We start from the raw sequence: 20,985 nt of genomic DNA, 5'->3' as shown, positions 1-20,985 counted from the left end.
TTTAATTCTAACTAAATTTTAATCAAAAAGTCTATAGAAGAATTAAAGTTTAAATCGTTAAATATTCGTATAAAAATTTACAAGCCACCACAAACAATAAAAGTCCAAAATATTTACTTATTTTTTGTTTATCGATTTTATGAACTGTCCGAGCACCGATTCTAGCCATAAAAGTTGTAATAGGAATGAAGATTAAAAAAGTAGGTATATTTAGAAAACCAACACTAAGAGGTAAATTGGTCTTTAAATAGGTGCCACTTATGACAAAACCGATAGCACCAAATAATGCAATAAAAAAACCGATTGCTGCGGCTGTCCCAATAGCTCTATTAATTGAATAGCCAAAAAACTTAAATATTGGTACGTTCATAACTGCTCCTCCAATACCCATGGGCGCAGAAATAAATCCAGAAATTAAGCCAAAAATAATTTTATATTTCTGCTTAATCGAAATTGCTATTATGGTTTCTTTTTCTTTCAAAAATAATAAATACAAACTTAACAAAAAAAGTACCAAAGAAAAAAATAAAACCATATTTTTAGTATTTAAATAAACTGCAAAAATTGTACCCAATGAAACACCTATCACTGTAAATATACCGTAAGTTTTAACCAAATTTGTATCAACAGCTCCAAGTTTATAATGAGTCATTACAGAAACAAAAGAAGTTGGAATAATAATACCAAAAGAAGTTCCAACAGCCAGGTGCATAATATAATTTGTATCAATATTTAAGCTTTCAAAAACATAAAATAAAAATGGAACCATTACCAATCCTCCACCGATACCAAACAGACCAGCTATAAAACCAACAGGTATGGCTGTTAATGCCATTAATAAGATAAAATAACTATATTCGTTTGCTAAAATTGAATTAAGCAGATTGCCCTACACTTGTAACAATATTATTGTACTTAATCTTATCCATAATGTGATCAATTTTTTTAACATCTGCATCTCTTACGCACATATTTTCGCTTAAATATCTTTTCCAATAACTAGCTCCTGTTTGTCCATGAAATAAACCAATAGTATGTCTCATTATTTGATTTAATCTTGTGCCCTTCTTAATTTCATCTTTTACATAAGGAATTAATTGTTCAATGATATCTTGTCTACTTAAGACGTTTTCAGTCCCAAAAATTTCTTTTTCAATATCTGCCAACATATAAGGTGTATGGTAAGCTGCCCTTCCAATCATCACACCATCTGTTTTTTGAAGAAGTGGCTTTATTTGATCTACAGATGTTATTCCACCATTAATAATTATCTCTTCATTAGGGAAATCTTTTTTTAATTTGTAAACATACTCATATTTTAAAGGTGGAATGTTTAAATTTTGTTTAGGGGTAAACTTACCTAACATTGCTTTTCTAGCATGAATAATGAATGTTTTAATACCAGTTGATTTAAGAGTTGTTATAAAATTATGAAGATTTTCATAATCTTCAACATTATCATATCCAATTCTAGTTTTGATAGTTACGGGTAAATTGGTTGAAGCCTGCATTTTGCTTAAGCAATCTGCAACTAAATTTGGCTCTTTCATTAAACATGCACCGAATTTACTTTTTTCAACTTTTTTACTTGGACACCCTAAATTTAAATTTATTTCATCATAACCAAAATCTTCACCAATTTTAGAAGCTTCGGCTAAAAGTTTTGGAGAAGATCCTCCCAATTGAAGAGCAACTGGTTTTTCATTAATGTTAAATTGAAGTAATCGTTTTTTATCACCTCTATTAATTGCTTCATCAACAACCATCTCTGTATAAAGAAGTGTGTTTTTTGAAATCAATCTTAAAAAGTAACGCTCATGACGATCTGTACAATCCATCATAGGAGCTACTGATACTTTCCTATTCATGGTTTAACTTTATATGATTTTATTATGAGTTTGAAGCGTCTGAATCTTCTGTAATTACTTCTGCCTCTTGATTTTCTTGTTCTGAAACTTCATCAAGTGATACCTCACCTTGGTCATTCATTGTTTCTTCTTCAGCTGATACATCTATGTCTGGTTTAGCTGTCTCTGATAATTCAGCTAAATCATCTTGGGAAACTTGAATTTTTTCTGGAGTTTTTCTTGCTCTTTTAGATGGTAAAATAGGTGTTCCACTTTTTGAAATTTCACCTTTGTACATGTTTTCAAAATCATCACCCACTTCTTCATCATCCTCAGAACCATCGTCAACTTGCTCAACATGTTTTCTAAGTTTGTAAACTGCACTGTCAGTTAAATCTGATACTTGAATTTTTTCTTCTGCAATTTCTCTTAAAGAAATAACTGTATTTTTGTCGTTATCTCTATCCAAAGTTGGTTCGATACCAGAATTTAATTGAGTAGCTCTTTCTTTAGCAACAAGCACTAATTCGTATGGGCTATCTACTTTATCTATACAATCTTCTACAGTTACTCTTGCCATGGGCGATTATTTATACCCGAGATCTTAAAAATGCAAGGATTTTCTAAATTATTACCGGATTTAGTTTTTTTCTTACAAAGAAAAGTAGGATTAAAGAAATGAATATATAAGCGCCTGATACAACAGCTATATCACTCACTGTAAAACCTGTATCTATCAAATACCCAAATAAAGCAGTTCCAAAAGCTGTGGCAAACACCATCAATGCAGTAGTTAAAGCTTTAATAGATCCTAAATACTTAACTCCATATAACTCAGCCCAAGTAGAAGATCCTAATATATTTGCGAATCCATTAGATATCCCTACTAAACCTAAAAATACAAAAGCTGTAACAGGTGTATCGAAAGAGAATAAAACAATTACAGATAATAAAAGTGGAATATTCATATAAATTAATAATTTTCTACTTGAATATTTATCAATTAAAAAACCTGATAAAAATAAAGTAAGTACTGAAAAAATTGAATAAGACATAAATGATTGAGCAATTACATATGGACCCCATCCTTTTGAAGTTTGAACAAAAGATTGAAAAACAGCAAAACCAGTAAATATCCACGGCATTGCTAACATGTTCGAGCTTATGATATAAAATCTATAATCCTTTATTACTTCCCTTCTCTTCCATTGTTTAATTTCAACTTCTTTTTTATTTTCATCATTAGCCTCTCTTGAGTCTAAATTTAAATTTTTAATTAATAAAAAAGATACAATTGGTAAAATTATTAAAACTGTAATGGAAAAAATAATCCAAAAACTCTGCCAATCTATGATTGTTAATAAATATACCATTAGAACGGGCATTACAAATTCTGCAGATGAAAGACCAAACCAGCTTATACTTAAAGCTCTACCTCTGGTTCTGGTAAAGTATCTTGAAATAGTTGTTGAAGCTGTATGAGACATCATTCCTTGTCCTGAAAATCTCATTAAAAAAATTCCAATAAATAATAAAAAAACTGATGTTATTCTTGAAAAGAAGAAACAAGCAAATGATAAAAGAATAGTTACAAAAAAAGCAAATTTAAAAATATTTACATCATCTATCTTTTTCCCAACCCAAATTAATAGAAGACTACTGCATAAGGTTGCTGATGCAAAAATTGAGCCAAATTGTCCGTGGGTAATAGATAGTGCTTCTCTAATACTGGAATTAAATAGGCCTAGAAAATAACTCTGTCCAAAGCTAGAAAAAAATGTAAAAATAAATCCAAATAGAATTACTTTAAACTTCAAACTATTAAACATAGGAAATAAAAATTATGTCTTGTAATGTTGCTTTCATAGGTCTTGGTGTCATGGGTTATCCAATGGCAGGTTATATATCAAAAGCTGGTCACAATGTAACTGTTTATAATAGAACAGCTGCTAAAGCTGACAAATGGATTGCAGAATATAAAGGTTCAAAAGCAGATACACCTGCAAAAGCAGCTGAAGGTGCTGATTTTATTTTTACCTGTGTTGGAAATGATAATGATTTAAGGGAAGTATCACTTGGTGAAAATGGATTATTCAATACTGCTAAAGAAGGTTCAGTTTATGTTGATAATTCCACTGTATCCGCAGAGATATCAAGAGAACTGTATAAAGCCGCTAAAGATAAAGGATTTGATTTTTTAGATGCTCCTATATCAGGTGGTCAAGCTGGTGCTGAAGGTGGAATACTAACTGTTATGGTTGGTGGTGATGAAGCTGTATTTAAAAAAGCTGAAGCAGTAATTGATTGCTACAGTAGAAAAGTAAAATTAATTGGTAAATCAGGAAGTGGTCAATTAACTAAAATGATGAACCAAATGTGTATTGCAGGAGCGGTACAAGGTTTATCAGAAGCTATTAATTTTGGAATTAATGCTGGCTTAGATATGGATATCGTTATGGAAACTATATCCAAAGGTGCCGCCCAATCTTGGCAAATGGAAAATAGATATAGAACTATGACTGATGATAAGTTTGATTATGGTTTTGCTGTAGACTGGATGAGAAAAGATTTGGCAATTGTCATTGAGGAAGCAAAAAAAAATGGTTCCCCAGTTCCAATTACAGAACTTATTGATGGCTACTATGCAAAAGTTCAAGAAATGGGTGGTAATCGTTGGGATAGTTCAAGTCTAATTGCCTTACTAAAGAAGAAGAAATAATATCTGTGACTGACACAGTTCCTTACTACGAGGATTTTGCTGAGATCAAAAAGAAAATTTGGTCAATGTTAACAAATGCAGTTAAAGATAGAAGCTCACCTTTTAGAATACCTGTATTTATTTGTGGAGATCAATCTGATTTTGATGGACGAATAGTTGTTCTAAGAAAGGCTGATGAAGCTAACAATCTTATTCAATACCATAGTGATATTAGATCAGATAAAATTAGAAAATTAAAAGCTAATAAAAATGCTGCAATTTTATTCTATGATAAAGAGGAAAAAATTCAGGTAAGACTTAAAGTAGAATGTACTGTTAATCATGACAACGAAATAACAAAAGAGTCTTGGTCTAAAACACAACATATATCTAGAAAATGTTATTTAGTTGATAATGGGCCTGGAACAGAAAGTGATATTCCAACTTCTGGATTAAAACCGGAGCGTGATAATTTTGACTACACAAAAGAACAAAGTGAAGAAGGTTATAAAAACTTTACTGTCATTCAGTGTAAAATTAAATCTATTGAGTGGCTTTATCTAGCAGCTAAAGGTCATCGAAGAGCACGATTTGAATTTGCTGATAATCTTGGTTCTGAAAATACTGTTAGCAGGGATTATTGGTTGGTTCCTTAGTTTTTTTTATGGAAAATTTAGTTAAAAAATTAGAAGAACAGATTACATTTCTTCAACAAGAAATATCTCAAATAAGCAGTGAGCTATATTCTCAACAAAAAGAAATTAAAAATTTAAAGGGAGAAATTACAAATTTAAATAAAAAAATTGAAGAACTGAATGGTGAGATAACTTCAGATATTTTTAAAGAAGATAAAAAACCACCTCATTATTAAATTTATACGCCTTTTACTATTATATTACTCCCCTCAGAATTTTGTAATCGTATATCTTTAACAGGTTTATATTCATCTGAATGATACCATTCTAAAGCTCTTTCATAAGATGGAAATTTAATGATTACCAATCTTGGAAAATTATCTTCTCCCTCAACAACTTGATATTCACCATTTCTAACAAGGTATTCACCGTCATATTTTTTAACAACCTCTGAGACTTTAGCCACATACTCTTTATAATTTTCAGGATTTGTTACTTTTAATTGTGCTATTACATAACCTGCTGACATTGTTCTCTCCTTTTTGTAAAAATATTATACATTATTCCAAAGCCAAGCGGCACCTCTAACTCCACTTAAGTCTCCATGAAAATTTTTTGACACTTTTGTTATTACTTTATTTGAAAAAGTATATTTGGGTATTAGAGATGGAATATTTTTATAAAGTCTATCTATGTTTGACATCCCTCCTCCAAGTATAATGGCATCTGGATCAAAAATACCTATCATCACTGCCATTAATCTTGCCATCCTGTCTTCATATAAATCTAATTCCAAATTAGCCCTAGGATCTCCATCTAAATCAAGTTGTACAATTTCTTCTGAGGAAAAATTTGTATTATGTTTTTGATTAAATACATCTTTAAAACCGATACCTGACATAAATTGTTCTGCACATAGAGGTCTTCCGCAATTCATTGATGGACAATTTATCTTTGTTTCAATTTCCTCTTTTGTTGGGTAAGGAAGAGGTTGGTGACCCCAGTCACCTGCAATTTGATTAGCTCCTTCAATAATTTCTTTATTAAATGAGAGCGCTCCACCAAAACCTGTACCAATTATTATTCCAAAAATAGATTGATAATCTTTTCCAGCTCCATCAACAGCTTCTGATAAAGTAAAGCAATTAGCATCATTCATTAACTTTACTTTTCTATTAAGTGTAATTTCTAAATCTTTTTTAAATGGTTTGTCATTTAACCACATAGAGTTAGCGTTTGTAACCAATCCTGTTTCCTTAGATGAAAAACCTGGTATTCCCACACCAACTGTGCAAATTTGATTACTTAGTTTATCAAATTCATCTACAAGTTTTTTTACTGTTTCAATTCCTGACAAATAATTTTTTTCATATGAGTATCTTTTTCTCTCTATTTGAAGTCCCTTTTCATCTAAAAGAATTCCTTCAATTTTGGTACCTCCATAATCAATACCAATTTTAAATTTCCTACTCATTAATTAAAATACTGATTTAGAGTATTTCTTCCAATTATCTTGATAGTGTTTGGTATTTTCTAGAACTGATTTTTTCTCTTCTTCTGTTACTTCTCTTATAACTTTACCTGGTGAACCAACCACCAACGAGTTATCTGGTATTTCTTTGTTTTCAGTAATTAGAGCTTTAGCACCAATAATACAATTTTTACCAATTTTAGCATTATTAAGTATAACAGCACCAATTCCAATTAAACTATTGTCCCCAATTGTGCATCCATGAAGCATAACAAGATGACCAACCGTAACATCTTTTCCAACTTTTAAAGGACAACCTGGATCAGTATGCAAAACACTGCCGTCTTGTATATTTGATCCCTCGCCTATATGAATATTTTCAATATCTCCACGCAAAACTGCATTAAACCAAATACTAGAGTTCTTTTCTAAAGTAACATCTCCTATAATGGTTGCGTTAGGTGCTACCCAATTTTCGCCAGAGTTTTGTGGTTTTTTATCTTTTAAATCATAAAACATAATTTATATATTCTTATAGTATGCCAGTTCAAACTCCAATATGTGATTTTGGTAAAAAAGCTTTACCCTTTGAATTAAAATCTACTGAAAATAAAATTATTACTTTAGATGATATTAAGGGTGAAAACGGAACCTTGATAATGTTTATCTGTAACCATTGTCCATATGTAAAAGCTATTACAAAAGAATTAGTTGAAGACTGTAATGAATTAAAGAAAATTGGAATTAATTCAGTTGCCATATGTTCTAATGATGCTGTTAATTATCCGGAAGACTCATTTGAGAATATGATTAAATTTTCAAATAATAATCAGTTTAGTTTTCCATATCTTCAAGATGATACACAGGAAATTGCTAAAGCATATGATGCAGTATGTACTCCAGATTTTTTTGGCTATAATAAAAATTTAGAACTTCAATATAGAGGTAGATTAAGAGAACTTAAAAATTTTATACCAGTAAAAAATGCTGAAAGTGATTTATTAAAGTCTATGAAACAAATTGCTGAAACTGGTAACGGACCACAAGATCAAATTCCAAGTGCTGGATGTGGTATCAAATGGAAGTATGATTGATGTATTTAATTGTAACTAGATCTTTTCCACCAGAAGTTGGTGGGATGCAAAGTTTGATGTGGGGACTTGCAAGAGAACTTTCAAAAAGCTTTATGATTAAAGTTTTTGCTGATTACATTGAAAGCCATAAAATCTTTGATGAGCAAGCATCGTTTTCTATTGAAAGAGTTGGTGGACCTAAATTGCTTAGAAAATATAGAAAAGCTTATCTAATTGATGAATTTGTAAAAGATAGCAAAGTAAATGGAATTATTGCAGATCATTGGAAAAGCTTAGAGCATTTAAAAACTAATAAAAAGAAATATTGCTTAATTCACGGTAAAGAAATTAACCATGCTAAAGGATCAGGAATTAATAAACGTTTATTAAATGTTTTAAATAATGTTGAAAAAATAATTGCTAATTCAGAGTATACTAAAAATTTAGCTATTGATATTGGAGTTAAAAAGGAAAAAATTACTGTTATCAACCCAGGCATAGATCCTATAAAAGAACTTGACCAAAAATCATTAGATAAAGTCGAAAGCTTACTTGCAGTAAAATCACCAAGATTAATTACCGTTTCTAGATTTGATAAACGAAAAAATCATGAAAAGGTTGTTATGGCCTTAAGAAATCTAAAACAGATCTATCCAGATATTATTTATATTTGTATTGGTTATGGTGATGAAGAGGAAAATGTTAAAAAATTAGTTAAAGAATTAGATTTAGAGGCTCAGGTAATTTTTTTTAAAGATATAAGTGATGATTTAAAAAATGCTTTAATTGCTAAATCAAATATTTTTGTGATGCCATCTGTTGTTCACAAATCTTCAGTAGAAGGTTTTGGGATAGCTTATACTGAAGCTGCTCAATACAATATCCCTTCAATTGGTGGTAGAGATGGTGGAGCATCAGATGCAATTGATCATGAAAAAACAGGTTTAATTTGTGATGGTAATAATTTGGATGAAATTTATTCATCAATCAATTCCATGCTGGAAAACAAAAAATATTTAGAGTACGGAAAAAATGCAAAAAACTTTGTCACTAAGTTCTATTGGCCAAATATTGTTGAAGAATATAAAAAAATTCTAAATTAATCTATGCATCTTTTTAAATCCAAAAAGTCTATTGGAATACTTTTTGGAATCTTTGCTTATTTATCTTTTTCTATTTTAGATGTTATTCAAAAAACCTTGGTTTTTCATCATTCTATTTTTCAGCTACTTTTGGTTAAATATTTTTTTGTCTTATGTTTGAGTTTAATTGAGTCTAAAAGAAAAAATAATTATTTATTTTATAAATCTAAAAATATTAAATTACAGATCTTTAGAAGCTTATTATCATTAATAGAGTCTGGATGTTTTGTATTATCTTTTAAATATTTATCATTAGCTAATGCTCATAGTATTGGATCACTGGCACCAGTAATAGTGGTGGCACTATCAGCAATAATCTTAAAAGAAAAAGTGTCTCCTAAAACTTGGGTAGCAATTTTTATCGGTTTTGTTGGAGTTTTGATTATTCTAAGACCAACTTCATCAATCTTTGATCCAAAAGCATTATTGCCATTGATTGCTGCTTTTATATTGGGACTTTATCAAATCGTTACTAAAAAAGTTTCTAAACATGATAAAAATGAGACTTCTTTATTTTATACATCAATCATTGGATTAATAATTATGTCATTGTTGGCTTCTAAGTTTTGGACTCCAGTAGATGTATCCTCGTATGCAATGTTTTTAGGTATAGGGATATTTTTTTCATTAGGGCTTTATCTTCAAATAATTGCTTTAAGTAAAGCAAGAGCAAGTATTATTCAGCCATTTCATTATACTTTGATTTTTTGGGCAATAATTTTTGGATATATATTTTATAATGATGTGCCCGATATGTTTACTATTTTTGGAGCAATAATTATTACTTGTTCGGGTATTTTTGTTTTAAATCAATCATCAAAAAATTGATTAAAGATGTTTTAAACTAAGATTGTTTATACTTCAGTTATACTTATAGTAATTAATTAATGTCCAATAACAAATTAGCTATTTTTTTAATAATCACTTCTGTTTTTTTTGGAACTGTAATGCTTTCTTTTTTAAAGATAGCTCAAGAAGATGTTAATGTTTATGTGGCTGGTTTTTTTAGATTTTTTTTAGGGTTAGTAATAATTTTACCATACGTAATTAAAAATAAAGATGTTGTACTTAAAACAACTCACCTTAAACAACATTTCTTAAGAGCAATACTTGGCTTACCTGCAATGCTTGTATATTTTTCAGCTTTAGTACTGCTTCCTATTGAAAAACTTACCGCGATATCTTTTGTAGTTCCTTTAATGGTAACAATACTTGCAGTATTTTTTTTAGGAGAGAAGATTTATATATATCGAACTTTAGCTCTAATACTTGGTTTTAGTGGAATGTTGGTAATTATTCGACCTGGTTTTGTAGATATATCTATTGGAGTTTATATGGTTTTATTTTCTGCATTACTTTGGTCAATTAATATAATTATAACTAAAAAAATTTCCAAAGATGATAGTGCAATTACTATTCTAGCTTATCAATCTATTTTTATGAGCCTACTTAGCTTCTTAATTGTTTTATTTTTTTGGGAAATGCCCAGCTTAAAAACATTTATCTACTTAATCTTGGCGGCTATGTGTGGGACAGTTTTACATTTAACGCTTAACCATGCATTTAAATTGGTTGATGTGAGCATGACACAACCCTACTCTTTTTTAAATTTAGTTTTTGCGTCTATTATTGGTTATTTTATATTTGATGAAATGCCAGATCTTTATACTTGGATTGGTGCTCTTATAATATTTACCGGTGTCCTTATAATTTCTTACAGAGAAATGAAACTAGATAAAAATATAATAAGAAAAAGAGTTGATATTAAATCTTAATTTTTTTTTGTAATTGTTTTATAAATGTGCCACAGCACTATCAATATTGTTGTAGCTAATATACAGGCTGTAAGAGTTCTGTCCCATAAAAAAGTCCAAGAACCATCACTTAATAATAAAGATCTTCTTAAATTTTCCTCCATCAATCCTCCTAGTACAAAAGCTAGAATAAGTGGAGGCATTGGAAAATCATATAAGCGCATAAAGGTTGCAACAACAGCAATTCCAATCATTAAATAAATATCAAAATTATTAAATGACATTACGTAAATTCCAGTAATTGAAAAAAATAAAATAAGTGGAATTAAATAATTTTTAGGTATTGCTAAAATTCTAGCGATGTAAGGAATTAAAGGTAAATTCAAAATAAGTAATATTACCATTCCAATATACATCGACATTATAACAGACCAAAAAATTTCTGGATTAGTTACATAAAGTCTTGGACCAGGTTGAATACCAAATCCTAATAAAGCTCCTAACATTACAGCAGTAGTACCACTCCCTGGTATTCCTAAGGTTAGTAATGGAACAAAAGCTCCTGAACATGCTGCATTATTTGCTGTTTCAGGTGCAGCTAATCCATGAACACTTCCTTTACCAAATTTTTCTTTCTCTTCATCACTTACTAAATTTCTTTCCATTCCATATGCTAAGAAAGATGCAATAGTTGCTCCCGCCCCAGGTAATACTCCAATTAAAAAGCCAATAATTGAATTTCGAGGAATGGTTTTTAACATTTTAGTTCTTTCTTCTTTATTAATCTTAATTGAACCAAGTTCTGTTAAAGATACTTGTTTTGCAGCTGCGGTTGGATCGTTACGTTTTAAAATAATAGTGAGTGCTTCACTCATTGCAAAAGTTGCCATAACAACAAGAACAAAACTTATTCCATCTGTTAAGTTCATATTATTAAAAGTAAATCTTGTAATGTCAGATAAACTATCTTGACCAACAGATGCTAACATTAAACCAAGCACTACCATCATCATTGCTTTAATAAATTGTCCTTTGGATGAAAATGCAGCAATAGCGGTTAAGCCTAAAATCATTAAAGCAAAGTAATCAGGCGATCTAAAAGATAAACTTACTTTTGATAAACTAGGTGCCATAAATAATAGGTAAATTGCAGCAAGTGTTCCGCCTGCAAAAGAACTCCAGGCAGCAATTGCTAAAGCTTTTCCAGCTTTACCTTGTTGTGCCATTGGATAACCATCAAACGAAGTTGCTACCGTTCCAGGAACTCCTGGAGCATTTAATAATATTGAAGAAGTAGATCCTCCAAATACAGCTCCATAATAAACACCAGCCATTAAAATTAAGCCAGTTGCTGGATCAAAACCGTAAGTAATAGGTATCATTAAAGCTATCGCAGTCATTGGTCCAAGACCAGGAAGCATTCCAATGATTGTTCCAAAGAAGCAACCAATCATTACCATGAATATATTTTGAAATGTAAGAGCTGTTTTTAATCCAATTAAAATTCCTTCTATCATCCCATCACTCCTAACATTTGGAGAAATGGATCTCTTAAGTAAATGTCAAGCACACCGTGTAAAAGATACATAAATGCTGCAACAAATGGAAAAGAAAGCATAAACATTAACACCCATCTTCTCTCACCTAAAAAATAATAAGATGCCATTAGAAATAAAGAGGTAGTTAAAAAATACCCAACTTTTAGAATTAAAGCCCCATAAATTATTGCAATTAATACTAAGATAGCAGTTTTTTTGTACTCTAAAGTTCTATGCTCAACTTTAATTGTGTTTGGATCAGGTAAAATTACTTTAAGGCCTGAAAAAAATAATCCAGCATAACCTAAATAAATTGGAAATGTTCTGGCATTAAACGGTGCATTTTCATCAAATGCAAAAACTTGAATTTGGTAAGCTGTATATAAATAAAATGCAGAAAAAATAAAAAAGAGCAGTGATATAATTTTTGTAGTATTTATATTCACTGCTCTAATTTTAAATAATCCTAAGGATTATATAACTCCTAATTTCTTCATAAGAGCTGTCATTTCTTCTGTTTGTTTTTCTAAGAAAGAAACAAACTTGTCACCTGGATTATAAATATTAACCCAAGCATTTCTTGCTCTAACAGTTTCCCATTCAGAGGTTTTTTGTACATCGCCTAGCATTTTAGCAATTGCATTTTTATCTGCACTGCTCATACCTGGAGGACCAAAAAATCCTCTCCAGTTAACGAATTGTACGTCATAACCTTGTTCTTTAAGAGTTGGCGCATCTGGAGCATCAGAAACTCTTGAAGGAGCAGTAATACCAATAATTCTTACTTGGTCTCTTGCACCCATCAATTCACCTAAACCTGTAGAAATAATTTGAGTCTCTCCAGATAAAAGTCCAGCTAACGCTTTTCCACCAGCATCATAAGGAATATAAGCTACATCATTTGGATTAGCACCAGCAGCTTGGAAAGCTAAAGCACCAATTAAATGGTCCATACTTCCTCTTACTGATCCACCAGCCATTTTAACAGAGCTTGGATTCTTTTTGTATGCATCAACTACATCTTTAAAGTTTTTGTAAGGTGAGTTTTTTGCAACAGCGATTGCGCCATAGTCACCTATTACACCAGCGATCGGCACAACATCTTTATAAGATAAAGTACCACTTCCACTCACGTAACCTTTGTGTCTAGTGATTGATCTTAAAACTAATGGTGTAGATTGAACTAAAACTGTATTTGCAGGTTTAGTATTAATCATGAAAGCTAATGCTTTACCACCACCACCACCTGACATATTTTCAAATGATGCACTTTTTAACATACCAGCTTTTGTTAAAGCTTCTCCAGTACCTCTAGCAGTTCCATCCCAACCACCTCCAGCACCACCACCGATTACGAAATGAATTTTATCAATCGCAATTGAACTAGTTGCAGTTGCTGAGAATAATAGGATTACTGAAAATAATACTGAAAATATTTTTTTTAAGTTTTTCATTATTTTTCCCTCTATTAGTTTTTTTATTACTAAATTAATATTTTAAAGAAATGTCTAATAATAATAATACTATTGTTCTATTGAGTAGAACATGTTATTCTATTTAGTAGAATTGTTATGAAATCTAACAAAAATGTTATTGGTGTTGATGCAGTAAACAAAGCTTTAGAAATTCTAAATTGCTTCACCGAAAAAAATGAAGCTTTAACTATAACCAAAATAGCTAATATTACTGGAGACCATAAAAGTAGAATTTCAAGAATATCTAAATCACTTGAAAATTTTGGATACATTAGAAAAATAAAAAGTGGTGAATTTAAAATTGGTCATACAATCCCAAGATTATTTGAAATTTATGAGAGTAGTTTTAATTTAAAAAATTCTATAAAAGCTGAATTAGATTTCATATCATCCAAGACAAAAGAGACGGCAAGTTTTTTTGTTAGACAAAATGATGTAAGAGTATGTATCCAATCAAGTTCACCCAATAAATCAATAAGACACCAAGAGGTTATTGGAGGTAAAAAACCTGTAAACAAAGGTTCAAGTGGTCATGTCTTGTCAGCTTATAATAATTTAGAAATCAAAGATAAGGATGATGTTTTAAAAAATGGATATGCTATGACTTTTGGAGAAAGAGATTTAGAAATGGCATCTATCTCAGTTCCAATATTTAGAAAAAAAAATCAAATTCTTGGTGCATTAACTGTTGCAGGTCATATTTCTAATTTTAATAAAAAAAACTGTATTAGCTTTCTAAATGTTCTTAGATCCTCTAAAGTTAAAATTGAAAAGAATTTAATTCAAACTCAATAATGTTAAAACAAATCAATCAAATTTTCACAATAAAATTTATTTCTGTTTTAATTATTTCTTTTCCTAGTGCAATTATTGCTGATTATTTTAATATTCCTCTAGCTTGGTTTTTGGGCCCAATGATTATCACATCAATTGCTGCATTATCAGGTTTAAAAATTATCATGCCTAAAATTGTATTAAGCTTTATCTTGATAATCTTAGGTTTGCATATTGGAAATTACATTGATCAAAATTTATTTAATCAAATAAGTAATTGGATTTGGACCTCACTAATTATGCTAATCTATATAATAATTAGTATTTTAATTGTTGCTAAATACCTTCAAAAATTTGCAAATTATGGTGAAAAAGCTTCAATATTTTCAGCAGCTCCCGGTGCATTAGGTCCTCTAATGATTTTAGCTGAAAATGAAAAAACAGATTTATCTCAAGTTGCAACTTCACACTTAATAAGATTGATAATCATAATAACTGTAATTCCATTTATTATAGTAAATAACACTGGCAACGATGTTTTATTAAATGACGACTTCAATTATTTAGATCAAAATTACTTAAATTTAATTTTACTTATTTTTGCATCGATATTTTTTATTTTTGTTTTTGATAAAATTAGAGTTCCAGCAGCTTTGCTCTCAGGTACATTATTTGCTAGTGGTTTGTTACAAATTACAGATACAGCATCATATAAATTACCAGATGAAACTATAAATTTTTGTCTACTAATCCTTGGTTCTTCGGTTGGATGTAGATTTGCAGAAAAAACTGTTAAAGAGATAGCTAACAATTCACTTCATAGTATTGTTGCAACAACTATATTGGTCGCTTTGGGATTATTCGCAGCTTATGTTGCAACTTTTTTTGTTGATACAAATATTTTAACTTTAATATTATCTTTTAGTCCTGGTGGAATTTATGAGGTAGCAGTGATAGCAATTGCTTTTGATCTAGATCCAGACTTTGTAGCTTTTCATCATATAATAAGATTACTTTTTATACTTTTCACTATTCCCATATTTTTAAGAGTATTAGAAAAAATTAAGAAATAATTTCAGACAATCTTTCAAAAACTTTTTCTGGTGATAACTTAGATAACTCTGGTGCTTGTATTGCTTTAAAATTTTCTCTTTCAATACTTACTTTAAAAGGAGTTGTATGAGATCCAAACAATGCAATTCCTTTTGATCCTAAATGGGCTGTCATATGAGCAGGTCCAGTATCATTAGCCACAACAAAAGAACTATCTTTAATCAATGCTGCTAATTGAGAAATATCTAGAGCTTTACCATTATCTAAAACACAAACTGCATTAATACTTGATGCATCTTCAATTTCATCAGGTCCAGGGGCAATAACTACTTTAAATTTATTTTCAAATTTTTCATTAATTATAGAAATTAAATCATTATAGTAAGGCCATTTTTTAGAGGTTAAATGAGGGGAGCAAAAAGGAAAAAGCACAATATATTTTTCCAATTGATGGTAATTTTTTATTTGAGATATATCTGATGGACTCCATGAAAAGTCAGGGGTTAAAGTGTGACTGGTATTAATTTCAGAACTTTTTAATTGATGATCAAATCTAGATAAAACTGAGTCTTTATCGAAATCTTTTTTTGTAGTTCCTTCAGGTAATGTGGTTTCGGTAGATGACCATGTATCTTTTGTAGCATTAGGAAATAATATTCTTTTATAAAAAGCTGTTCTGCTAGAGTTTTGTAGATCATAAACTTTGGTGAATTTATATTTCTTAATATTTCTCATCAAAGAATATAAATAAATGAGATTATATTTTGGTAATCTCTTATCCAATATAACGTTTGAAATATGTGGATTTTTTTTAAATAAATCAAAATATGCCTTTGTTGTTAATAAATAAACTTCATCATCTTTATGATTTTCAGAAATATCTTGAATTGCCCCACAAGCTTGAGCTATATCACCCAATGAGCCATGTTTAATGATTAAAATATTAGACATATTAATAACAACTTAACATAGTATATTTTTTTATGAATAAAATTCTAGTTGAAGTATCAGTTGGTGAATTATTAGACAAAATTTCCATCCTAGAAATTAAAAAAGAAAAAATTAAAGATCCTGAAAAACTTAAATTTATATCTAATGAACATTCAATTCTAAAAGATCAGCTAGAAAAAAATGTTAAAACAGATGAAAAATTAGAAAAACTATTCCATGATTTAAAAGAAATAAATGCAAGGTTATGGGTTATAGAAGACGATAAAAGAGATTGTGAAAAAAATAAAGACTTTGGTGATAAATTTATAAGATTATCTAGAGATGTTCATTTTTTAAATGATGATCGAGCAAAAATTAAACTTGAGATCAATAATCATACTGGATCAATTATTAAAGAGATTAAAGAATATACTAGTTACTAAAAATTTTAGGAAACCAATCTTCACGCATTAAATCACCAGTTTTTAAATTAATTTCATCAAATGGTGGGGACGTGGGTCCTCCTCTATCAATATACCTAACATCATCAGCAATAAATCTCATTGAAAATGCTCTTCGAGATTTAGAACTATTATTTCCAGTTGAGCCATGTACGGTCTTAAAATTAAATAACACTGCATCACCTAAATTAAGTTCTGGGATTAAAATATTTTTTTCAAATTTTTCTAATGGAGGTAAATCCATAAAAGAGCTGTCGTCTTGATACCAAGATCTATTATTAGACCATTTTGTAGGTCTAATTAACTTTTGCCATTTATGAGAACCTAAAATCAATTTAAGGTTATTGTCTTTATCAACTTCATCTAAGGGTATCCAGAAACTTCCTGTATCACTTCCATCAACACAATAATAAGGCATATCTTGATGCCAAGGTGTTTCTTTATGTGTGCCAGGGTCTTTAATAAAAATATGTTCATGAAAAATTTGAGATGATTTAGAATTTGTTGCTTCAGTAACAATCTGAGCTCCAAGTGAATTAAAAATACAATCTTTAAACTCTTCTATTCTTTCCCAATTACAATAATCTTCAAAAAATCTACCATTTTTATCATTTACATTCTCTCGTCCATGTTTGCTTGGGTTATCTAAAACTTTTTGAAATCCTTTTCTTAATGGCTCTATCCAATCTTTAAAAATATCTTTTACAATTATAACTCCAAGATTTTGGTAATCTTCAATCTGTTTATTTGAAAGATGCATTTAAAATTTTACTGGAAACTATATTTTTTTTCTAAATACTTTATTAAATTATGAATCAAAAAAGTCATAAATAAATAAATTCCACCTGCTACAATAAATACTTCTATAGGTTTAAAAGTTGTTGAAATTATATATTTTGCAACTCCTGTTAAATCCATCAAGGTTACAGTGCTTGCTAACGATGTCCCTTTCATCATTAAAATTATCTCATTCCCATAAGCAGGCAATGATTGTCTGATAGCAATTGGAATTTGAATTTTATAAAAGATGATTTTACTTGATATACCTAAACTTTTTCCAGCCTCAATAATACCTGGTTTAATAGTTTGAAATGCTGATCTTAAAATTTCAGATGTATAAGCACCTGTATTTAATGCAAAAGCAATAATTGCACACCAATATGGTTCTTTCAAAATAACCCATAAAAATGTTGATCTTAAATACTCAATTTGACCCAAGCCAAAATAGATAATAAAAATTTGAACCAGTAAAGGAGTTCCTCTAAATACATAAGAATACGCATATGCAAATTGATTGATAAAAATATTCTTACTCATTCTCAAGATTGCAAAAAATAAACCTAGAAACATTCCAACTATCAAAGATACAGATAATAATTTCAGTGTAATTAAAGTAGCACTAAGTAGTTTAGGTAGACTGGTGATCATTAAATCAAAATCCATTAATACCCCCTGCTATACTTTGCTTCTAATCTATTGATTAGTTTCATGCTCAAATAAGTTAATAATAAATACAAAACTGCAGCGAAAGAATAAAAAAATAATGGGTCTCTAGTAGATCCTGCTGCAATATAAGATTGTCTCATAATTTCAACTAGTCCTGTGACTGAAATAAGAGAAGTATCTTTTAAAGTAATTTGCCAAACATTACTTAAGTTGGGAATAGCTAATCTTAACATTTGAGGTAATATTATTTTATAGAACTGCGCAAATTTACCTACACCCAATACTTTAGCAGCTTCAAACTGACCCTTGTCTATTGATTGAATGGCACCTCTAAAAACTTCAGTTGAGTATGCACCAGAAATTATACCAATTGCCATCGAACCTGTAATAAATGCATTAATTTCTATGTATTCAAAATAACCAAAGATAGATGCCACATACATAATCGCTCCACTGCCTCCAAAAAAGAATAGATAAATTACTAGAAGTTCTGGAACACCACGGATAACAGTGGTGTAAAAATTTCCTATTAGATTTAAAGATTTAAATTTAGATAACTTTAATGGAGTAAAAATTAACGCAAAAATAAAACCAATTAACATTGCTGTAACAGAGACAGCTATAGTCATTAAGGTTGCGTAAAATAATTCATCACCCCAACCAGTTTTGCCAAATGCGAGAAGTTCCATATAGATTGGCGACTATATATTATAGTCGCCAAATCTGAAATTAATTACATAGAAGCATCGAAACCAAAGTGCTTAATAGCAAGTCTGCTAATAATTCCTTGTTTTCTAGCTTTATCAATTGCTTTGTTGAAGTCTTTTAGAAGTTTAGCGTCTCTTTTTCCAATCGCGTCATCTCCACCTTGTCTAATACCAACACCAACACCATTACCAAATGCACCACCTGAAAAAGTTGGTCCAACTAATACAACTGGTTTTCCTGATTTGTCAGCATAATCTGTAAATGCAACAGCTGCAGCTAATGCAACATCACATCTTCCAGATGTTAAATCTAAGTTAACTTCATCTTGAGTTTTGTAAGTTCTAACATTAACACTTCCCACGTCACCTGACTCTAAAAAGTTTTGGTGAATAGTTCCTGTTTGAGTGCAAACAGTTTTTCCAGCAAGTGCACCTGTTAAAGTTTTAAGGGCTTTTTTAACAGCAGATCCACCTAAAGTTAAATTAACACCTTCAGGAGTGTCTACACCTTCTAGACTAGAACCTTTCATAACTGCAAGCGAGGCTACTTCATCAGCATAACCTTGAGAAAAAGTGATTGTTTTTTGTCTTTCAGCAGTAATTGACATACCTGCCATAATTGCATCGAACTTTCTCATCAATAAGGCTGGTATCATTCCATCCCAGTCTTGTTCAACGATAGTACACTCATGTTTCATGATTGCACAAAGTTCGTTTGCTAACTCAACCTCAAAACCAATAAGATTGCCTGATGCATCTTTAGAGTTCCATGGTGGGTAAGCACCTTCAGTTCCAATTTTTATCTTGTCAGCGTAAACATTTCCGATAACCAATAAAGAAGCAAGAACTGTTAAAATAGTTTTTTTGAATATATTCATTATTTTCTCCTTTAATTTTGAGGAAGTATTTCACAATTTTAAAAATTAAAAAAGAAAAATTAATGGTTTATTGATGAAGAGAAATTCCAAGAACAATCAAAACTAGGTATATAAACTCTAGATAATTTAGTATTTCCAAAATGATGGTTAAATACATTTAGCCAATTATCGACTTGTTTAGGTTTTTTATCTTGACTGCCCACCTGAGCAGTAATCACACCTTTTGGTTTTAATATTCTGATCATTGAGTCCATATTTTTAGCAGCAAGATCTATGCAAAATTGATCATCGTTAAGATCAACAAAAATATGATCGTAGGTATCATCCTCAACTGATGTTATACTTTTAAATGCATCACCCCACACACATTTCACTGAATTTTTTTCTGTAGCTTTTTTACCTATATCTCCAAGATGTTTGTTACAAACGTCCACAACTTCTGGATCAAGCTCAAACCAATCTATAAAATTAAAATTTTTAGAAATGCACTCTCTTGCAACACCACCATCACCACCTCCAATGATTGCGGCTCTTTCGTTGTTTTTATTTAAATGAAGACCAGCACCTACAAAAGTTGAGCTGTATAAATGCTCATCAGTTGCAGCGACTTGTATTTCTCCATCAATAAATAATGACTTACCAAATTGTTCTAATTCTAAAATTTCAATATGTTGACCAACTTTTGATTTAAAATCTTCAAGAACATCATTAACTACATATGACTTTTGTAATCCCGGTGAACTATAAATGTCATGATAAAGAGATTTTGTATCTCTATTAAATTCTTTTTTAACAATTCTTTTATGAACAAATTCTTTTTTTATTATATCAATTGCAACTGATGGGCTAACTTTTCCACAAGTAAAAAAATCAAAACTAATTATTCCTTTTTCAGGAAATGTATGAAAACTAATATGGCTTTCTGCTAATAATGCTAAAATTGTAAAACCTTGAGGCTCAAATTTATATTTAGAAATATTAAGAATTGTAACATCAGCTGCTTTTGCAATATCATTAATAACTTTTTCAAACAAAGAAGGATCGTATTCTTTGGTAGTTCCAATAATGTCTAGAGTTATATGCTCTCCAACTTTAGTCATTAA

Annotated in this window: 26 protein-coding genes; 10 read left to right on the top strand and 16 right to left on the bottom strand. The window is 30.0% G+C overall.

Annotation, left to right across the window (positions count from 1 at the left end; genetic code table 11):
* Positions 1-49: 49 nt before the first annotated feature.
* Genes ACIJYA_RS02385 through ACIJYA_RS02370 form a run of 4 tightly spaced genes read right to left on the bottom strand, consistent with a single transcriptional unit; the run spans position 50 to position 3,676 of the window.
* Complete coding sequence (locus ACIJYA_RS02385) at positions 50-835, bottom strand: sulfite exporter TauE/SafE family protein (RefSeq protein ID WP_435088883.1); 786 nt, start codon at positions 833-835, stop codon at positions 50-52.
* A gap of 40 nt (positions 836-875) precedes the next feature.
* On the bottom strand, positions 876-1,868 hold the full coding sequence (gene dusA / locus ACIJYA_RS02380) for a tRNA dihydrouridine(20/20a) synthase DusA (RefSeq protein WP_435088882.1): 993 nt from the start codon (positions 1,866-1,868) through the stop codon (positions 876-878).
* A gap of 22 nt (positions 1,869-1,890) precedes the next feature.
* Complete coding sequence (rpoZ, locus tag ACIJYA_RS02375; RefSeq protein WP_435088881.1) at positions 1,891-2,427, bottom strand: DNA-directed RNA polymerase subunit omega; 537 nt, start codon at positions 2,425-2,427, stop codon at positions 1,891-1,893.
* A gap of 43 nt (positions 2,428-2,470) precedes the next feature.
* The gene (locus tag ACIJYA_RS02370) at positions 2,471-3,676 is read right to left on the bottom strand and encodes an MFS transporter (protein WP_435088880.1); all 1,206 of its coding nucleotides are present in this window, start codon (positions 3,674-3,676) and stop codon (positions 2,471-2,473) included.
* 14 nt (positions 3,677-3,690) lie between these two features.
* Between ACIJYA_RS02370 and ACIJYA_RS02365 the strand changes: the two genes are divergently transcribed.
* The 3 genes from ACIJYA_RS02365 to ACIJYA_RS02355 are packed head-to-tail and all read left to right on the top strand — an operon-like array spanning position 3,691 to position 5,416.
* The gene (locus tag ACIJYA_RS02365) at positions 3,691-4,566 is read left to right on the top strand and encodes an NAD(P)-dependent oxidoreductase (RefSeq protein WP_435088879.1); all 876 of its coding nucleotides are present in this window, start codon (positions 3,691-3,693) and stop codon (positions 4,564-4,566) included.
* Positions 4,567-4,571: 5 nt separating this feature from the next.
* Positions 4,572-5,201, top strand: coding sequence for a flavin-binding protein (locus tag ACIJYA_RS02360; RefSeq protein ID WP_435088878.1), 630 nt, complete (start codon positions 4,572-4,574; stop codon positions 5,199-5,201).
* A gap of 8 nt (positions 5,202-5,209) precedes the next feature.
* On the top strand, positions 5,210-5,416 hold the full coding sequence (locus tag ACIJYA_RS02355; RefSeq protein ID WP_435088877.1) for a SlyX family protein: 207 nt from the start codon (positions 5,210-5,212) through the stop codon (positions 5,414-5,416).
* Between the two features lie 2 nt (positions 5,417-5,418).
* Here ACIJYA_RS02355 and ACIJYA_RS02350 read toward each other — a convergent pair whose 3' ends face one another.
* Genes ACIJYA_RS02350 through ACIJYA_RS02340 form a run of 3 tightly spaced genes read right to left on the bottom strand, consistent with a single transcriptional unit; the run spans position 5,419 to position 7,170 of the window.
* Positions 5,419-5,709: a DUF1330 domain-containing protein gene (locus ACIJYA_RS02350; RefSeq protein WP_435088876.1), complete on the bottom strand. Its 291-nt coding sequence runs from the start codon at positions 5,707-5,709 to the stop codon at positions 5,419-5,421.
* 24 nt (positions 5,710-5,733) lie between these two features.
* Complete coding sequence (locus ACIJYA_RS02345; protein ID WP_435088875.1) at positions 5,734-6,654, bottom strand: ROK family protein; 921 nt, start codon at positions 6,652-6,654, stop codon at positions 5,734-5,736.
* Positions 6,655-6,657: 3 nt separating this feature from the next.
* Positions 6,658-7,170: a gamma carbonic anhydrase family protein gene (locus tag ACIJYA_RS02340; protein WP_435088874.1), complete on the bottom strand. Its 513-nt coding sequence runs from the start codon at positions 7,168-7,170 to the stop codon at positions 6,658-6,660.
* Positions 7,171-7,190: 20 nt separating this feature from the next.
* On the opposite strand from ACIJYA_RS02340, the gene ACIJYA_RS02335 reads away from it, so the two are divergent.
* From ACIJYA_RS02335 to ACIJYA_RS02320, 4 genes are read left to right on the top strand one after another with little or no spacing between them, the layout of a single operon-like run.
* Complete coding sequence (locus ACIJYA_RS02335; protein WP_435088873.1) at positions 7,191-7,745, top strand: thioredoxin family protein; 555 nt, start codon at positions 7,191-7,193, stop codon at positions 7,743-7,745.
* Positions 7,745-8,827, top strand: a complete 1,083-nt coding sequence (locus ACIJYA_RS02330; RefSeq protein WP_435088872.1) for a glycosyltransferase family 4 protein — start codon at positions 7,745-7,747, stop codon at positions 8,825-8,827. Before ACIJYA_RS02335 ends, ACIJYA_RS02330 begins: the two co-directional genes overlap by 1 nt.
* Positions 8,828-8,830: 3 nt before the next feature.
* On the top strand, positions 8,831-9,694 hold the full coding sequence (locus tag ACIJYA_RS02325; protein ID WP_435088871.1) for a DMT family transporter: 864 nt from the start codon (positions 8,831-8,833) through the stop codon (positions 9,692-9,694).
* Between the two features lie 59 nt (positions 9,695-9,753).
* Positions 9,754-10,641: a DMT family transporter gene (locus tag ACIJYA_RS02320; RefSeq protein WP_435088870.1), complete on the top strand. Its 888-nt coding sequence runs from the start codon at positions 9,754-9,756 to the stop codon at positions 10,639-10,641.
* On the opposite strand, the gene ACIJYA_RS02315 is transcribed toward ACIJYA_RS02320, so the two are convergent.
* The 3 genes from ACIJYA_RS02315 to ACIJYA_RS02305 are packed head-to-tail and all read right to left on the bottom strand — an operon-like array spanning position 10,638 to position 13,612.
* Entirely contained in the window at positions 10,638-12,137 is a 1,500-nt protein-coding gene (locus tag ACIJYA_RS02315; protein ID WP_435088869.1) for a tripartite tricarboxylate transporter permease, read from the bottom strand. The two genes, ACIJYA_RS02320 and ACIJYA_RS02315, sit on opposite strands and share 4 nt — an antisense overlap.
* On the bottom strand, positions 12,134-12,604 hold the full coding sequence (locus ACIJYA_RS02310) for a tripartite tricarboxylate transporter TctB family protein (RefSeq protein WP_435088868.1): 471 nt from the start codon (positions 12,602-12,604) through the stop codon (positions 12,134-12,136). The genes ACIJYA_RS02315 and ACIJYA_RS02310 overlap by 4 nt, the downstream gene beginning before the upstream one ends.
* A 27-nt stretch (positions 12,605-12,631) precedes the next feature.
* Positions 12,632-13,612, bottom strand: a complete 981-nt coding sequence (locus tag ACIJYA_RS02305) for a tripartite tricarboxylate transporter substrate binding protein (RefSeq protein ID WP_435088867.1) — start codon at positions 13,610-13,612, stop codon at positions 12,632-12,634.
* 117 nt (positions 13,613-13,729) lie between these two features.
* Here ACIJYA_RS02305 and ACIJYA_RS02300 point away from each other — a divergent pair, with 117 nt between their 5' ends.
* A complete protein-coding gene (locus ACIJYA_RS02300) occupies positions 13,730-14,428 on the top strand; it encodes an IclR family transcriptional regulator (protein WP_435088866.1) in 699 nt (232 codons plus the stop codon).
* Positions 14,428-15,480 (top strand): AbrB family transcriptional regulator, encoded by a 1,053-nt coding sequence (locus tag ACIJYA_RS02295; RefSeq protein WP_435088865.1) that lies wholly within the window; start codon positions 14,428-14,430, stop codon positions 15,478-15,480. The genes ACIJYA_RS02300 and ACIJYA_RS02295 overlap by 1 nt, the downstream gene beginning before the upstream one ends.
* On the opposite strand, the gene ACIJYA_RS02290 is transcribed toward ACIJYA_RS02295, so the two are convergent.
* Positions 15,470-16,411 (bottom strand): glycosyltransferase family 9 protein, encoded by a 942-nt coding sequence (locus tag ACIJYA_RS02290; RefSeq protein WP_435088864.1) that lies wholly within the window; start codon positions 16,409-16,411, stop codon positions 15,470-15,472. The two genes, ACIJYA_RS02295 and ACIJYA_RS02290, sit on opposite strands and share 11 nt — an antisense overlap.
* A gap of 32 nt (positions 16,412-16,443) precedes the next feature.
* Between ACIJYA_RS02290 and ACIJYA_RS02285 the strand changes: the two genes are divergently transcribed.
* On the top strand, positions 16,444-16,833 hold the full coding sequence (locus tag ACIJYA_RS02285; protein WP_435088863.1) for a DUF6165 family protein: 390 nt from the start codon (positions 16,444-16,446) through the stop codon (positions 16,831-16,833).
* On the opposite strand, the gene ACIJYA_RS02280 is transcribed toward ACIJYA_RS02285, so the two are convergent.
* The 5 genes from ACIJYA_RS02280 to speD are packed head-to-tail and all read right to left on the bottom strand — an operon-like array spanning position 16,823 to position 20,982.
* Complete coding sequence (locus ACIJYA_RS02280; protein ID WP_435088862.1) at positions 16,823-17,611, bottom strand: phytanoyl-CoA dioxygenase family protein; 789 nt, start codon at positions 17,609-17,611, stop codon at positions 16,823-16,825. The two genes, ACIJYA_RS02285 and ACIJYA_RS02280, sit on opposite strands and share 11 nt — an antisense overlap.
* 8 nt (positions 17,612-17,619) lie before the next feature.
* A complete protein-coding gene (locus tag ACIJYA_RS02275) occupies positions 17,620-18,294 on the bottom strand; it encodes an ABC transporter permease (protein WP_435088861.1) in 675 nt (224 codons plus the stop codon).
* Positions 18,294-18,986 carry an ABC transporter permease gene (locus ACIJYA_RS02270; RefSeq protein WP_435088860.1) on the bottom strand — a complete coding sequence of 231 codons (693 nt, stop codon included), beginning with the start codon at positions 18,984-18,986 and terminating at the stop codon, positions 18,294-18,296. Before ACIJYA_RS02270 ends, ACIJYA_RS02275 begins: the two co-directional genes overlap by 1 nt.
* A 44-nt stretch (positions 18,987-19,030) precedes the next feature.
* Positions 19,031-19,882: a transporter substrate-binding domain-containing protein gene (locus ACIJYA_RS02265; protein WP_435088859.1), complete on the bottom strand. Its 852-nt coding sequence runs from the start codon at positions 19,880-19,882 to the stop codon at positions 19,031-19,033.
* A gap of 59 nt (positions 19,883-19,941) precedes the next feature.
* Positions 19,942-20,982 (bottom strand): adenosylmethionine decarboxylase, encoded by a 1,041-nt coding sequence (gene speD, locus ACIJYA_RS02260; RefSeq protein WP_435088858.1) that lies wholly within the window; start codon positions 20,980-20,982, stop codon positions 19,942-19,944.
* Between the last annotated feature and the right edge of the window lie 3 nt (positions 20,983-20,985).

This window comes from Candidatus Pelagibacter bacterium nBUS_29 (assembly GCF_051200905.1).
GTDB lineage: Bacteria > Pseudomonadota > Alphaproteobacteria > Pelagibacterales > Pelagibacteraceae > Pelagibacter.
This window is presented reverse-complemented; position numbering and strand designations above follow the sequence as displayed.

Excerpts from the sequence above, each read along its gene's own strand:
- ACIJYA_RS02385 (WP_435088883.1), bottom strand. The coding sequence starts at position 835 with ATGGCATTAACAGCCATACCTGTTGGTTTTATAGCTGGTCTGTTTGGT.
- dusA (WP_435088882.1), bottom strand. The coding sequence starts at position 1,868 with ATGAATAGGAAAGTATCAGTAGCTCCTATGATGGATTGTACAGATCGT.
- rpoZ (WP_435088881.1), bottom strand. The coding sequence starts at position 2,427 with ATGGCAAGAGTAACTGTAGAAGATTGTATAGATAAAGTAGATAGCCCA.
- ACIJYA_RS02370 (WP_435088880.1), bottom strand. The coding sequence starts at position 3,676 with ATGTTTAATAGTTTGAAGTTTAAAGTAATTCTATTTGGATTTATTTTT.
- ACIJYA_RS02365 (WP_435088879.1), top strand. The coding sequence starts at position 3,691 with ATGTCTTGTAATGTTGCTTTCATAGGTCTTGGTGTCATGGGTTATCCA.
- ACIJYA_RS02355 (WP_435088877.1), top strand. The coding sequence starts at position 5,210 with ATGGAAAATTTAGTTAAAAAATTAGAAGAACAGATTACATTTCTTCAA.
- ACIJYA_RS02350 (WP_435088876.1), bottom strand. The coding sequence starts at position 5,709 with ATGTCAGCAGGTTATGTAATAGCACAATTAAAAGTAACAAATCCTGAA.
- ACIJYA_RS02345 (WP_435088875.1), bottom strand. The coding sequence starts at position 6,654 with ATGAGTAGGAAATTTAAAATTGGTATTGATTATGGAGGTACCAAAATT.
- ACIJYA_RS02340 (WP_435088874.1), bottom strand. The coding sequence starts at position 7,170 with ATGTTTTATGATTTAAAAGATAAAAAACCACAAAACTCTGGCGAAAAT.
- ACIJYA_RS02335 (WP_435088873.1), top strand. The coding sequence starts at position 7,191 with ATGCCAGTTCAAACTCCAATATGTGATTTTGGTAAAAAAGCTTTACCC.
- ACIJYA_RS02330 (WP_435088872.1), top strand. The coding sequence starts at position 7,745 with ATGTATTTAATTGTAACTAGATCTTTTCCACCAGAAGTTGGTGGGATG.
- ACIJYA_RS02325 (WP_435088871.1), top strand. The coding sequence starts at position 8,831 with ATGCATCTTTTTAAATCCAAAAAGTCTATTGGAATACTTTTTGGAATC.
- ACIJYA_RS02320 (WP_435088870.1), top strand. The coding sequence starts at position 9,754 with ATGTCCAATAACAAATTAGCTATTTTTTTAATAATCACTTCTGTTTTT.
- ACIJYA_RS02315 (WP_435088869.1), bottom strand. The coding sequence starts at position 12,137 with ATGATAGAAGGAATTTTAATTGGATTAAAAACAGCTCTTACATTTCAA.
- ACIJYA_RS02305 (WP_435088867.1), bottom strand. The coding sequence starts at position 13,612 with ATGAAAAACTTAAAAAAAATATTTTCAGTATTATTTTCAGTAATCCTA.
- ACIJYA_RS02300 (WP_435088866.1), top strand. The coding sequence starts at position 13,730 with ATGAAATCTAACAAAAATGTTATTGGTGTTGATGCAGTAAACAAAGCT.
- ACIJYA_RS02295 (WP_435088865.1), top strand. The coding sequence starts at position 14,428 with ATGTTAAAACAAATCAATCAAATTTTCACAATAAAATTTATTTCTGTT.
- ACIJYA_RS02290 (WP_435088864.1), bottom strand. The coding sequence starts at position 16,411 with ATGTCTAATATTTTAATCATTAAACATGGCTCATTGGGTGATATAGCT.
- ACIJYA_RS02285 (WP_435088863.1), top strand. The coding sequence starts at position 16,444 with ATGAATAAAATTCTAGTTGAAGTATCAGTTGGTGAATTATTAGACAAA.
- ACIJYA_RS02280 (WP_435088862.1), bottom strand. The coding sequence starts at position 17,611 with ATGCATCTTTCAAATAAACAGATTGAAGATTACCAAAATCTTGGAGTT.
- ACIJYA_RS02275 (WP_435088861.1), bottom strand. The coding sequence starts at position 18,294 with ATGGATTTTGATTTAATGATCACCAGTCTACCTAAACTACTTAGTGCT.
- ACIJYA_RS02270 (WP_435088860.1), bottom strand. The coding sequence starts at position 18,986 with ATGGAACTTCTCGCATTTGGCAAAACTGGTTGGGGTGATGAATTATTT.
- ACIJYA_RS02265 (WP_435088859.1), bottom strand. The coding sequence starts at position 19,882 with ATGAATATATTCAAAAAAACTATTTTAACAGTTCTTGCTTCTTTATTG.
- speD (WP_435088858.1), bottom strand. The coding sequence starts at position 20,982 with ATGACTAAAGTTGGAGAGCATATAACTCTAGACATTATTGGAACTACC.